This is a genomic window from Kitasatospora sp. NPDC001603 (assembly GCF_040298365.1).
In the GTDB taxonomy this organism is placed as follows: domain Bacteria; phylum Actinomycetota; class Actinomycetes; order Streptomycetales; family Streptomycetaceae; genus Kitasatospora.
Window position 1 is genome coordinate 1 of sequence record NZ_JBEPAA010000027.1, and the last position, 13,074, is coordinate 13,074.

Sequence of the window (13,074 nt, forward strand, 5' to 3'; positions counted from 1 at the left end):
GGGCGCGCCCCCTGCGCCGGCCGCGCCGCCCGCCCGAACGCCGCCTGCGGCGCGAGCGCTTGCCCTGCGTTATCGCGGGCATCCCCTCGGCCAGCGCGCCGGTCGCCAGCGCGACGGTGGTCGCGAACCGCCCGGTGCCGCTGCGGATGGCGACCGCCCGGCGGTGCCGGCGGATCCTCAGCACGCAGACCAGGAAGAGCACGACGGCCACCGGCACGCTGAACCGGGCCAGTCCGACGCCGACCGGCTGCGGGTAGGTGGCGCCGCAGATCCGGACCGCGCCCGGGTCGTCGGCGGCGTGCTCCAGGCAGACCGCGTCACCGACCTTGGCGCCGTCCGCCAGCGGCAGCGCGGCGGCGGTGTGCTGCTGGCCGGCGGCCCGGTAGCTGACGGTGCTGTAGGAGCCGCCGCCCGAGGGCATCTGGGTGACGACGCCGTCCACTCTCACCGGGTGCGCGCCGATCCGGTCGGCCTGCTCGGTCTGGCGCCAGCCGAGCAGGCACATGCCGACGGCCAGCACGGCACTGAGCACGGCGGTGAGGTACCAGCCACGGCCCAACCGCGGGAAGCGCGGCGGGGGGACGGTCGCGGATCGCATGGTTCCTGTCCTGGCTAGCCTTCGGGGCCTGGGACGGGGCCCCGCCACCCGCGGGGACGGGTGGTGCGTGGTGAGGGTACGGACTGAGCTGCCGGGATCGTATCCGCTGGCGGGCCCTCAGGTCACGGCGAAGGGTGAATCAGACAATATGGCCGACACCGCAGTTCGGCGGCACACGAAGGAACGACCGTACGTCGCACGGGAGTCCGGCTACCCGCGAGTAGCCGGGGCTCAGCGTCGGCGGTACACCAACCGCCCGGCCAGGACCGTCGCCAGACAGCCGGCCGGCCGCGGGGCCGGCCCGCGAGCGCCGTCGGAGGCACCGGCACGGGACGCACCGGCACCGGCGGCACCGGCCGGCGCGAACACCGCGAAGTCGGCCCGCCCGCCCACGGCCAGCCGCCCGTGCACCGCCGCCGCGAGCGGCAGCACGGCGAGCGGGTCCAGCGGCCCCTCCGCGCCGGGGGGACCGGCCGGACCGGGCAGCGCGGCCAGCCCGGACCGGGCCACCGCCGTCCGCACCGCGGCCCGCTCGAACGGGCCGGCCACCGCCGTCACCCCGGAGCCGAGCATCCGCTGCAGCCCGCGCCGGGCGCTCGCGCCGCAGCGCGCCTCGTCGGCCTCCCCCAGCAGTCCACCGGGCACCGGCGCGTCCCCGAGCTCCTCGCGCGGGTCCGGGTGGTACGCGCTCTCCAGCAGCCAGTGCCCGTACGGGTTGCGCAGCCCGGGGGTGAGCAGGGCGTCGCCCCAGTCGCGCGGCCGGGCCCGGGGGTGGGCGGCGGCCAGCTTGTCGTGGCGGCCCAGCGCGGCGATCAGTTCGCCGTGCACCAGCACCGCCCCGTCGGCGACGGACGGGGCGGTGGGGTCGGCGGGGTCGGGCAGCACGAGGGCGGCCCGGTGCAGCGTCAGCATGGCGAGGTCACCGTTGCGGGACCGGCGGGGGCGCCCCTGCGGCGGGCGCCCCGGACGCCGGCGTCAGCCGTTGTCGAGGATCTTCAGCTCGGGGTGCGCGGTGCCGCCCGCGATCGCCGTGGAGGCGATGTGCGAGGCGACCCGCGGGTCGACCGGGTCGTTGGCCGGGTCGTCCAGCACCCGCAGGTGCTCGTAGGTGGTCGAGCGCTGGGCCGGGACGCGGTCGGCGGCCCGGATCAGGTGGATCAGCTCGGTGAGGTTGGACCGGTGCTTGGCGCCGGCCGCCGAGACCACGTTCTCCTCCAGCATGACCGAGCCGAGGTCGTCCGCGCCGTAGTGCAGCGACAGCTGGCCGGCCTCCTTGCCGGTGGTCAGCCAGGAGCCCTGGATGTGCGCGACGTTGTCGAGGAACAGCCGGGCGATCGCGATCATCCGCAGGTACTCGAAGACGGTCGCCTGGGTCGAGCCCTTGAGGTGGTTGTTCTGCGGCTGGTAGGTGTACGGGATGAAGGCACGGAACCCGCCGGTGCGGTCCTGCACGTCGCGGATCATCCGCAGGTGCTCGATCCGCTCGGCGTTGGTCTCGCCGGTGCCCATCAGCATGGTGGAGGTGGACTCCACGCCGAGGCCGTGCGCGGCCTCCATGATCTCCAGCCAGCGCTCGCCGGACTCCTTGAGCGGTGCGATCGCCTTGCGCGGCCGGGCCGGCAGCAGCTCGGCGCCGGCGCCCGCGAAGGAGTCCAGGCCCGCCTTGTGGATCCGGGTGATGGCCTCCTCGACCGACACCCCGGAGAGCCGGGCCATGTGGTCGACCTCGGACGCGCCCAGCGAGTGGATCACCAGCTGCGGGAAGTCCGCCTTGATCGCCGCGAAGGCGCGCTCGTAGTACTCCACGCCGTAGTCCGGGTGGTGGCCGCCCTGGAACATGATCTGGGTGCCGCCCAGCTCGACCGTCTCCGCGCAGCGGCGCAGGATCTCGTCGAGGTCGCGGGACCAGCCCTTGTCGCTCTTCGGCGGCACGTAGAAGGCGCAGAACTTGCACGCCGTCACGCAGACGTTGGTGTAGTTGATGTTCCGCTCGATGATGTACGTCGCGATGTGCTCGGTACCGGCGTAGCGGCGGCGGCGCACCGCGTCGGCCGCCGAGCCGAGCGCGTGCAGGGGCGCCGAGCGGTACAGCTCCAGGGCCTCCTCCGGGCTGATCCGGCCACCGCCGGCCGCCCGGTCGAGCACGGCCTGCAGGTCGGTGCTGGGCGCATCGAGGGTGGTCGCTGCGAGCTCGGACACCTGGCGGCCTTCTCTCTCTCGGTACTGCTGTGCGTTTCAGTGCTTCCGGGTACGGCCGAACCAGCCTACGCCAGCGCTTTCGCGCGTCGGCGTCAGGCCGCTTTCCGCATCGTCCCGGTCGGGTTCCCGGCCGCCGGATCGGCGGAGGAGAACCGGATCGTGCCGTCCTTCTGCAGGGTGAGCGTCTCCGCGTTGGAGCCGCCGCTGCACGCCCCCGGCAGCGAGGAGCGGACCAGCCGGGAGGTGAACACCAGCTTCCCCTCGGACGCCGAGTCCAGCGTCCAGGCGCCCTCGCAGCTGACCGAGATCAGCCCGGTGACGGCGTTGCGGCTGGTGGTGTTCTCCTGCCCGACCGCGGCCGGGCCGATCACCAGCGTGGTGGTGCCGGCGGGCAGCCCCTTGTCGGTGGTCATCTCCCCGCGCCAGGTGCCGAGGAAGCCGGCCGGCACGACGCTCGGGCCGCCGGTGCCCGGCGGCACCGGGCCGGGCGGCAGCGTGGTGGAGGAGGAGGTCGTGGACGAGGAGGTGGTGGAGGTCGAACTGGCCGACCAGCTGAACGAGGACGTGACCGTCGGCCCGTCGGTGGGCGGGTGCTCCACCGCCGCCTCGCCCCGGAAGCCCCGGTAGGCGCCGTAGCCGCCGGCCGAGAGCACCAGGAGGACGGCCACCGCGACCAGCGCCGCGTTCCGCACCCGGTGCCCCGGCCGCTCCGGCCCGGTCGGCACCCGGTCCCGCGGCACGGCGTCGCGGGGCGGATCGTCGTGCGCCCGGTGGCCGGCCTGCTGGGGGCCGACCGGCCCGCCGCCGAGCGGCACCCGGTCGGTCGGGGTCCGGCCGCCCGGCAGGTCCGGCGCCGCGGCCGGGCGCCGCGGGGCGGCGGCTCCCCCGGCCTCCACCTCCCCCTCCAGGTCGAGCAGTTCGACCGCGCTTCGGCCGACCCCCGCCGCCAGCGCGGGCGGCAGCCAGCCGCCCCGCCCGAGCCGTACGGTGGCCGCGCCGTCGGCGTCCAGCCGCTCCCGGAGCTGCCACGGGGCCGGGCGGGCGGCCGGGTCCTTGGCCAGGCAGTCCAGCACGATCGGGCGCAGCGGCCCGACCAGCCCGGAGAGGTCCGGCTCCTCGTGCAGCACCCGGTAGAGCAGCACCGCCACGCTCACCCCCTCGCCGAAGGGCTGCACCCCGGTGGCCGCGAAGGCCAGCACCGCGCCCAGCGAGAAGACGTCGCTCGGCGGCCCGGCCGGCTGCCCGTTCGCCTGTTCGGGCGACATGAAGCCGGGCGAGCCGACCACGTAGCCGGACTGGGTGAAGCCGCTGGTCGCGTCCAGCGCGCGGGCGATGCCGAAGTCGATCAGACGCGGCCCGTCCAGCGTCAGCAGGACGTTGGAGGGCTTGACGTCCCGGTGCACCAGTCCGAGGCCGTGGACATGGCCCAGCGCCTCGGCGAGCCCGACGCCGAGGGTCCGTACGGCCTGTTCGGGCAGCGGGCCGAAGTCCCGGACGGCGGTGCCGAGCGCGGGACCGGCCACGTAGCCGGTGGCCACCCAGGGGTGCTCGCCCTCGGTGTCGGCGTCCAGCACGGGCGCCGTCCAGGCGCCGCCGACCCGGCGGGCGGCGGCGACCTCCTGCCGGAACCGCGCCCGGAACTCGGCGTCCTCCGCGAGCTCGCCGCGGACCAGCTTGACGGCCACCGTGCGGCCGCCGGCCGTCCGGCCGAGGTAGACCCGGCCCATCCCGCCCGCGCCGAGGCGCCGCAGCAGCCGGTACCCGCCGACCTGTCGCGGGTCGTCCGCCCCCAGTGCCCGCATCCCGCACGCTCCCCTCGACCGCCCGGCGTCGCCGGCGCCCTCCAGGCACCGCCGACCGCACGGATCTCGCGTGCAGACGCTACCGGGCCGCGCGGGGCGGGAGGGGTGGCGCGGAAGGACCGGTGCACCCCCTCCCCCGCGGTCGGACCTCCCCGGCGGGGTCAGACCACCGCCGGTGCCGGCTCCAGCAGCCGGACCGTGACGTCCGGGGCAAAGCCGCTGTCCGGGGCGACCCGGCGGGCGAACTCGGCCATGCCGGCCAGCTGCCGCTCGCCGAGCGAGAAGTCCAGCGCCTCGCTGAAGTAGCGCTCCAGCACCCCGGCGTCGAACTCCTCCCAGCGGGCCGCGTGCGCGGCCACCGCGCCGGCCTCGACCAGCGAGAGGTCGCGGGACTCCAGGAAGGCCCGGTGCACGGCCGCCGTCAGCTCGGGGCTGCGGTCGGCGAAGTCGCGGCGGGCGGCCCAGACGGCGAAGACGAAGGGGAGACCGGTCCACTCCTTCCACATCGCGCCGAGGTCGTGCACGGTCAGGCCCTGGTCGGCCGCCTGTCCCAGGTAGGCCCGCAGCGCCGGGTCGCCGATCAGCACGGCGGCGTCGGCCTCGGCGAGCATCGCGTCCAGGTCGGGCGGGCAGCTGAAGTACTCGGGCCGCACCCCCTCGCGCTCCTCCAGCAGCAGCCGGGCCAGCCGCACCGACGTCCGGCTGGTGGAGCCGAGGGCGACCCGGCGGCCGTCCAGCTCGGCCAGCGGGACCTTGCTGACGATCACGCAGGACATCACCGGTCCGTCGCTGCCGACCGCGATGTCGGGCAGGACCAGCAGCTCGTCCGCGTGCCGCAGGTACTCGACGCAGGTGATCGGGCCGATGTCGAGGGAGCCGCCGACCAGCTGGTCGCTGAGCTTCTCCGGCGTGTCCTTGGTGAGGTCGAGATCGAGCAGATTGCCCGTCCTGGCCAGCCCCCAGTAGAGGGGTACGCAGTTCAGGAACTGAATGTGTCCGACCCGCGGCCTGACCGGGGGGTTCTGCCGGGGCTCGTGCGTTTCCGCATCCGGTACCGCCACTGCGCCGCTCCCTTGCTGTTCGTGGGCCTCCAGGCAGGGTATGCCCGCCCTTCCGGAAGCCCCGCACCGGCCTTGCGACACGCCCTGTCCGGCCCGTAAGTCACCCCTGGTCGTCACCGCGACCGCATGCTAGCGTTGCCCTCAGTTGCAGTTTGATTCCCCTTGCAGTACTTGAAGCCTGCGGAGCATGTAACCGCAGGCTTTTTGTAGTTTTTCAGCAATATCGAAAAACTCCGGACCCGTCCGGAGGCAGGGCGATCAGCGCAGCGGACCGGGTGCCACACGGTGTGGCCCCCAATACGTCCCTCGCAAGGAGAACGGCATGGCTCAGGGAACCGTCAAGTGGTTCAACGCTGAGAAGGGCTTCGGCTTCATCGCCCAGGAGGGCGGCGGCCCCGACGTCTTCGTCCACTACTCCGCCATCAACGCGAACGGTTTCCGCTCGCTGGAGGAGAACCAGGCGGTCAGCTTCGACGTCACCCAGGGTCCGAAGGGCCCGCAGGCGGAGAACGTTACCGCTATCTGATCATCCTCTGATGACCTGATCGCTCGGGACCCCTCGGGTCCGCAGACGGCCCCCGGCGGCCGTCATCATGAGCACAAGAGCAGTACCCAAGGGGGCCCGGCCAACTGCCGGGCCCCCTGCCTTTCCCGGCCCGGCGCCGGTCTCGCGGAACCCCGCACAGGTGCCCCCTCCCGGCGGCCGCGGACCCCTCCGGCCCTCTCCCGGCCCCGCCCACCCCTGCTCCGCCGCCGGTCGACGGCGTGACCGACGGCCCGCCCCGGGACGGCGGGCTCCGGTGCCCGACCGGCACCGCTCGTGGCGACACCTCCTGGAACGTAGAGGTGTTGTCGGACTGTCAGACGTGATCCCTATGCTGTGCTGCCGCCTCCCGACCCGGTCACCGGTGCCCGGGCGCGCGGCACAGCCGTGAGCCCCGGCACCGCCGGGGCCGTGTCCCCAGGGAGAACGTCATCACCACGCATTCCGGCGCCCGCCGCCGAATACTCACCGCCCTCGGCGCGACGGCGGTCCTGTCCGTCGCGGCTCTGGGACCGGCGCAGGCCGCGCCCGGCACCTCGCCCGCCCCCGGCAAGAACGTCTCCTACCTCGGACACACGTTCACGGTGCCGGCCGACTGGCCCGTGATCGACCTGACGGCCGATCCGACGGCCTGCGTGCGCTTCGACCAGCACGCCGTCTACCTCGGCACGCCGGGGACCCGGCAGGACTGCCCCGCCCACCTGGTGGGCCGGACCGAGGCGCTGCTCCTGGAGCCCGGCGCCGAGGGCGCCCCGTCCGCCACGACCGTGTCGGAGATCGACCGCGAGGTCCGCGTCACCGCCCCGGGCGTCACGGCCACCGGCGTGTACGGCGACGACCAGGCGCTGGTCCGGACGATCCTCGCCTCGGCCGGGTTCCCGGCCGGCCCCGCGCGGAAGCCGGGCCCGGCCGCGGCGGCGCCGGCCGCGGGAGCGCCCGCCACCGGGTCCGCCGCCGCGACCACGGCCGCCGCGCCCGCGCTGCCGGCCGACGCGACCAGGTACACCGGCAAGGGCTTCGACGCCTGCACCGCACCCGACTCCGCCGCGATGAGCGCCTGGCGCGCCGACTCGCCCTACCAGGCCGTCGGCATCTACATCGGCGGAGCGGCCCGGGCCTGCGCCCAGCCCAACCTGACGGCCGCCTGGATGCAGCAGCAGTACACCGCCGGCTGGCGCTTCCTGCCGGTGTACGTCGGTGCCCAGGCGTCGCGGATCACCTCGCCGGCCGCGCAGGGCACCGCCGCGGCCGACGACGCCGTGGCGCAGGCCGCCGCCCTCGGGCTCGGCCCCGGGAGCGTCCTGTACTACGACATGGAGTCCTACAACGTCGCGGCCTACTCCGGGGTGGTCCAGCCGTTCCTCTCCGCCTGGACGACCGAACTCCACGCGCTGGGCTACAACTCGGGCCTCTACAGCAGTGCCGCGACCGGCATGGCGGACCTGGTCGCCACGGCCGCGAGCGGCAAGGGCTACGCCATGCCCGACGCGCTGTTCACCGCGCGCTGGAACGGTGTCGCGGACACCGCCGACCCGGCGCTCCCGAGCACCGCCTGGGCCGGGCACCAGCGGGCCCACCAGTACGACGGCAACGCCACCGAGACCTGGGGCGGCGTCACGATCGGCATCGACCGGGACTACCTCGACGTCCAGGTCACCACCAGGCCGACCGGCAAGCCCACCCAGACCGGCATCTACCGCCCCGGGAGCCAGACCTTCGCGCTGGCCGACAGCGTCGGCAACCTCACCCACGCCGCGCCGTTCGGCTCGGCGAACGACATCCCGCTCACCGGGCACTGGAGCGGGCCGGGCCGGGACACCATCGGCATCTACCGGCCGGGCGACCGGGCGTTCTACCTGACCAACGACAACGCCAACGTCACCCTCGCCGTCCCGTTCGGCGACACCGGCGACATCCCGCTGGTCGGGGACTGGAACGGCGACGGCAAGGACACCATCGGCATCTACCGGCCGGGCGACCGGGCGTTCTACCTGACCAACGACAACGCCAACGTCACCTTCTCGGTCCCGTTCGGCGACACCGGCGACGTCCCGATGGTGGGCGACTGGAACGGCGACGGCAAGGACACCATCGGCATCTTCCGGCCGAGCACGCACGGGTTCTACCTGAGCGACTCCAACACGTCGATCGGCGTCGACCACACGGTCCTGTTCGGCGACACCGGCGACATCCCGGTCAAGGGCGACTGGAACGGCAGCGGGACGGACAAGGTCGGCATCTACCGGCCGGGCGCGGCGAGCTTCTACGGCGCGTTCCAGGACTCCGGCGCTCCGCTCTACAGCCTCCGCTTCGGCGAGGCCACCGACACCCCGCTCACCGGCCGCTGGTGAACCGGCGGCCGTCGCCCGGGCGGGCCGCCGGGCCGGCCGCCCGCTGAACCGACGGCAACGGGCCCTCTCCCCCGGCGTGGGGAGAGGGCCCGTGGTGCTGCGGGTGCGGCTGTCAGGCCGCGGCGGGGGCCTTCGCGGAGGCCTGCGCCGGGACGGTCGCCGCAGGGGCGTCGTCGTACAGGTCACCGTGCGGGTTGTTGTAGGCGACCAGGTCGAGCGTCTTCTCCCGGGCCGCCACCAGGACCGGCACGACCGCTTGACCGGCGACGTTCGTCGCCGTGCGGACCATGTCGAGGATGGGGTCGATGGCGAGGAGGAGGCCGACGCCCTCCAGGGGCAGGCCCAGGGTGGAGAGGGTCAGGGTCAGCATCACGATCGCGCCGGTGAGGCCCGCGGTGGCGGCCGAGCCGATGACCGAGACGAAGGCGATCAGCAGGTAGTCCTTGATGCCGAGGTCGATGCCGTAGACCTGGGCGACGAAGATCGCGGCCAGCGAGGGGTAGATCGCGGCGCAGCCGTCCATCTTGGTGGTCGCGCCGAACGGCACGGCGAACGAGGCGTACTCGCTCGGGACGCCGAGGCGCTCGGTGACGCGGCGGGTGACCGGCAGGGTGCCGACCGAGGAGCGGGAGACGAAGGCCAGCTGGATGGCCGGCCAGGCGCCCTTGAAGAAGTTCAGCGGGTTGAGGCCGCCGACGAACTTCAGCAGCAGGGAGTAGACCACGAACAGCACCAGGGCGCAGCCGACGTAGACGTCGATGGTCAGCGTGGCGAAGGGCTTCAGCAGGTCCCAGCCGTACTTGGCGACGGACTTGCCGATCAGGCCGAGGGTGCCGAGCGGCGAGAGCCGGATGACCCACCAGAGGGCGGTCTGCACGAGCTCCAGGACGGACTCGCTGAGCTTGAGGACGGGCTCGGCCTTCTTGCCCAGCTTGATGATCGCCGCACCGGTCACGACCGCCAGGAAGACGATCTGCAGGACCTCGACCTCGGTGAAGGCGGTGACGATGTTGGTCGGGAAGATGCCGGTCAGGAAGTCGATCCAGCTACCGGTGGACTTCGGCGCCTTCAGGCCCTCGGTCTTCAGGTCGGTGCCCTGGCCCGGGTTGGTCAGCAGGCCCAGGCCGAGGCCGATCGCGACGGCGATCAGCGAGGTGATCAGGAACCAGAGCAGCGTCCGGGCGGCCAGCCGGGCCGCGTTGGTGACGTTGCGCAGGTTGGCGACCGACACCACGATCGCGGTGAAGACCAGCGGCGGGACGGCCAGCTTCAGCAGCTGGACGAAGATCTTGCCGATCGTCTCCAGGGTGGTGGCCAGCCAGGAGATGTCGGCCGCGCGGGCCAGGTAGCCGAGGCCGACGCCGAGCACGAGGCCGGCGACGATCTGGACCCAGAACGGGGTCTTGCGGATTCTGGCGAGCACGGACGGCGACGAGGTCGCCTCGGGCGCTGTGGACATGACGGTGCGGCTCCGGGGAGGGCGTTGCTGACGGTGGGGTGAGGCGGGGAAGGCGGCACGGCGGGTGGGCCGGACGGGAGGACGCGGCCCCGTCAGGGGCGTGCCGCCTGGATACAGCTCATGGCACGACAACGGCGCGCGCTGTCCACAGCACCCGTCAGGCAGCACGCGCGGGCGGCCGTGGGCACCGGGCCCGAGCCGTACATCCGCGCTGCTCCTGAGGTGGTCATGGCCGATACGTTAGCAGTAAAGGTTTGAGATGTTCAAAGTACTTGTTTGAGATGTGACCCGCGCAAGGGTAAATCCGGACACGAACGAGGCTGACGCACCATCAGATCGCGCCACGGGCCCGATTGACCGCTCAGCAGTTATACGTATAACTTGGAGAGAGTCCCCGCCCTCCCCTGCCCCGACCCGGAGAACCGTCCATGGGCTATGTCGCCCTGCTCCGCGCCCCGCACGTCAGCCGTCTGCTCCTCGGCACCCTGCTCGGCCGCCTCCCCGCCGGTATGACCGCCCTGGTGATCGCGCTGGCCCTGCGCGAGGCCGGCACCCCCTACAGCCGGATCGGCCTGGCCACCGCCGCCTACGCGATCTCGGCCGCCGTGGGCGGGCCGGTCCTCGGCCGGATCGTGGACCGCACCGGCCAGCCGCGGGTGCTGCTCGCCTCCGCCGTGGTCGCGGGCGGCGGGTACGCGCTCCTGGCACTCGCGCCGGGCTCGGCGCTGGCCGCACCGGTCGGCGCCGCGATCGCCGGACTGGCCATGCCGCCGCTCGAACCCTGCCTGCGCTCGCTCTGGCCGGATGTCGTCGCCGAGGAGCAGCTCGACACCGCGTACGCCTTCGACTCCGCCTCGCAGCAGATCCTCTACGTGGCCGGCCCGCTCGCGGTGGCCGGGATCGCCGGGGTCTTCAGCCCGGTCGCGGCGCTCTGGGTGGCAGCCGGGCTGGGGCTGGCCGGGGCCCTGGTGGTGGCCACCGCCGGACCGGCCCGGGCCTGGCAGGCACCGCCGCGCGCGCACTCGGCCGGTCTGCTCGGGCCGCTCCGCTCGCCCGGCCTGGTACTGCTGCTGATCGGCCTGGCCGGCGCCGGCTGGGCGGTCGGTGCCCAGAACGTGCTGTTCATCGCCTACGCGGAGGCGCACGAGGGCGGCCTGCCGGGCGGCGCGGGGACGCTGCTGGCGCTGGCCGCGCTGGGCGGACTGCTCGGCGCGCTCGGGTACGGGGCGGTGCGCTGGCGCAGCGGAACGGCGACCCGCACCTGGGTGATGGCGCTCGGGATGGCCGTCTCCTACCTCCCGCTGGTGCTGCTGCCCGGGCCGTACGCGATGGCCGCGATGGCCTTCCTGTCCGGGATCGGGCTGGCCCCGCTGCTGGCGGCCGCGTTCGTCCTGGTCGCCGAGCTGGCCCCGGTGGGCACGGTGACCGAGGCGTTCGCCTGGCTGGTGACGCTGTTCGCGACCGGCAACTCGCTCGGCTACGCCGTCTCCGGCAACCTCGCCGAGGACTCGCTGCGCCCGGTGGCGCTCTGCGCGGCCGGCGGGATCGGCCTGGGCGGGCTGCTGCTGTTCGGCGCCCGCCGCTGGTTCCAGCCGCTGCCGGCGGCCCCGGTGGCGCAGCCGGTACCGGTGGGCTGAACCCACCCCTCATACGTGACCGCGCCCGTCGGACCGGGTGGTCTGGCCGATGGGCGCGGTCACTGACGTCGACGGGTCCGGCCGACGAACTCCGTCCCGGCCGGCAGGGGTGTCGGTGATCAGACCGTTGATCGGAGCGTCCGCACGCCGGAATCTCATCGTCCGTCCATTCGCCCGCCGCTGCGGCGCGAGACGTCCTGACGGCATTTCACCTGTCCGAACTAGTCCGAACGGCCGGTCCCGGTGGGCGAGGTCCCGGCGGGCGAGGCGCCGGCGGCGGGGCTCCCGGCCGCGGCGGTCCCGGCCGCGGTCGAGGAGCGCAGCACCAGCGAGGTCGCCAGCGGCGGCACCGGCGCGACCGGCTCGCCGCGGAGCAGGTCCGCGAGGGCCGCGACCCCGGCCCGGCCCAGCTCCTCGCCGGGCAGGTCCACGGTGGTGAGCGGCGGGGTGAGCAGTTCGGCCACCGGGATGTTGTCGATGCCGACCACCGAGAGGTCCGCGGGCACCCGCAGACCGAGTTCGGCGGCCGCCTGGTAGACCCCGGAGGCCACCACGTCGTCGTCGCAGATCACCGCGTGCGGGCGGTCGGGGCCCACCAGCATCCGGCGGGCGGCGCCGCGGGCGGCGGGCTGGCCCTCGTTGAGGCTGACGCCCAGCTCGACCACGTCCAGGCCGAGTTCCGCGGCGGCCTGCTCGAAGGCGGCCTGGCGGACCCGGAAGGTGTAGGCGGCGTGGGTGGAGCGCAGCCGGCCGATCCGCCGGTGGCCCAGCCCGGCCAGGTGTTCGACGGCGGCGCGCATGCCGCCGGCCACGTCCAGCTCGACGGTCGGCCGGGCCGGGTCGGTGCCGGGGTCGGCGTCCAGGAAGACCGCGGGGGTGTCGGCGGGCAGCGCACCGAGCTGGCTGTCGTCCGGGGAGCAGATCAGCAGGCCGTCGAACCGGCTGGTGGTGGCCGCGTCGGCGAGGGTGGCGCTCCCCCAGCCGGAGCTGACCACGACGGCCAGGCCGTGTCGGCCGGCCTCCTCGTGGACGCCCTCCAGCACCCGGCCGAAGAACGGGCCGAGGATGTTCGGCACGGCCAGCAGGATCATGCCGCTGCGGCCGAGCCGCAGTTGCCGGCCGGCCGCCTGCGGGCGGTAGCCGAGGCTGCGAGCCGCCTCCCGGACGCGCTCCCGGGTGGCGTCGGAGACCCGGCGGCCCGCCTCGGTGCCGGAGAACACCAGCGAGACGGTGGCCTGCGAGACCCCGGCGAGCCGTGCCACGTCCCGCCCGGTGGGCTTGCGGACCGGAGCCGGCCAGGTACCGCTGACGCTCCCGCCCTGCGGCGCGGCGGGCCCGGGCAGCGGCTCGCGCAGCGGCTCGGAGAGCGGCCCGGCCGGCGGCTCGCGGTGGGCCGGCGGCTCGGATTCGGACACCGGTTCGG

General features: G+C 74.3%; 10 protein-coding genes. 3 read left to right on the forward strand and 7 right to left on the reverse strand.

Annotated elements, in window-relative coordinates; translation table 11 throughout:
- The 5 genes from ABT263_RS18460 to ABT263_RS18480 form a co-directional block, all read right to left on the reverse strand.
- On the reverse strand, nucleotides 1-598 hold a 598-nt coding region (locus tag ABT263_RS18460; RefSeq protein ID WP_352291425.1), incomplete at its 3' end, for a hypothetical protein.
- 231 nt (nucleotides 599-829) lie between these two features.
- On the reverse strand, nucleotides 830-1,510 hold the full coding sequence (locus tag ABT263_RS18465; RefSeq protein ID WP_352291426.1) for an amidohydrolase family protein: 681 nt from the start codon (nucleotides 1,508-1,510) through the stop codon (nucleotides 830-832).
- Between the two features lie 63 nt (nucleotides 1,511-1,573).
- On the reverse strand, nucleotides 1,574-2,797 hold the full coding sequence (mqnC, locus tag ABT263_RS18470; protein WP_329489229.1) for a cyclic dehypoxanthinyl futalosine synthase: 1,224 nt from the start codon (nucleotides 2,795-2,797) through the stop codon (nucleotides 1,574-1,576).
- 92 nt (nucleotides 2,798-2,889) lie between these two features.
- Nucleotides 2,890-4,599, reverse strand: a complete 1,710-nt coding sequence (locus ABT263_RS18475) for a serine/threonine-protein kinase (protein ID WP_352291427.1) — start codon at nucleotides 4,597-4,599, stop codon at nucleotides 2,890-2,892.
- Nucleotides 4,600-4,760: 161 nt separating this feature from the next.
- A complete protein-coding gene (locus ABT263_RS18480) occupies nucleotides 4,761-5,660 on the reverse strand; it encodes a menaquinone biosynthetic enzyme MqnA/MqnD family protein (RefSeq protein ID WP_352291428.1) in 900 nt (299 codons plus the stop codon).
- 322 nt (nucleotides 5,661-5,982) lie between these two features.
- Here ABT263_RS18480 and ABT263_RS18485 point away from each other — a divergent pair, with 322 nt between their 5' ends.
- Nucleotides 5,983-6,186: a cold-shock protein gene (locus ABT263_RS18485; RefSeq protein WP_057227626.1), complete on the forward strand. Its 204-nt coding sequence runs from the start codon at nucleotides 5,983-5,985 to the stop codon at nucleotides 6,184-6,186.
- 602 nt (nucleotides 6,187-6,788) lie between these two features.
- Nucleotides 6,789-8,555 (forward strand): DUF1906 domain-containing protein, encoded by a 1,767-nt coding sequence (locus ABT263_RS18490; RefSeq protein WP_352291429.1) that lies wholly within the window; start codon nucleotides 6,789-6,791, stop codon nucleotides 8,553-8,555.
- Nucleotides 8,556-8,667: 112 nt separating this feature from the next.
- On the opposite strand, the gene ABT263_RS18495 is transcribed toward ABT263_RS18490, so the two are convergent.
- Nucleotides 8,668-10,014, reverse strand: a complete 1,347-nt coding sequence (locus ABT263_RS18495; RefSeq protein ID WP_352291430.1) for a dicarboxylate/amino acid:cation symporter — start codon at nucleotides 10,012-10,014, stop codon at nucleotides 8,668-8,670.
- 428 nt (nucleotides 10,015-10,442) lie between these two features.
- Between ABT263_RS18495 and ABT263_RS18500 the strand changes: the two genes are divergently transcribed.
- Nucleotides 10,443-11,651, forward strand: a complete 1,209-nt coding sequence (locus ABT263_RS18500) for an MFS transporter (protein ID WP_352291431.1) — start codon at nucleotides 10,443-10,445, stop codon at nucleotides 11,649-11,651.
- A gap of 221 nt (nucleotides 11,652-11,872) precedes the next feature.
- Here ABT263_RS18500 and ABT263_RS18505 read toward each other — a convergent pair whose 3' ends face one another.
- A complete protein-coding gene (locus ABT263_RS18505) occupies nucleotides 11,873-13,066 on the reverse strand; it encodes a LacI family DNA-binding transcriptional regulator (protein ID WP_352291432.1) in 1,194 nt (397 codons plus the stop codon).
- Nucleotides 13,067-13,074 lie beyond the last annotated feature (8 nt).

Coding starts and splice junctions, on each gene's coding strand:
- ABT263_RS18465 (WP_352291426.1), bottom strand. CDS start 1,510: ATGCTGACGCTGCACCGGGCCGCCCTCGTGCTGCCCGACCCCGCCGAC.
- ABT263_RS18475 (WP_352291427.1), bottom strand. CDS start 4,599: ATGCGGGCACTGGGGGCGGACGACCCGCGACAGGTCGGCGGGTACCGG.
- ABT263_RS18485 (WP_057227626.1), top strand. CDS start 5,983: ATGGCTCAGGGAACCGTCAAGTGGTTCAACGCTGAGAAGGGCTTCGGC.
- ABT263_RS18495 (WP_352291430.1), bottom strand. CDS start 10,014: ATGTCCACAGCGCCCGAGGCGACCTCGTCGCCGTCCGTGCTCGCCAGA.
- ABT263_RS18500 (WP_352291431.1), top strand. CDS start 10,443: ATGGGCTATGTCGCCCTGCTCCGCGCCCCGCACGTCAGCCGTCTGCTC.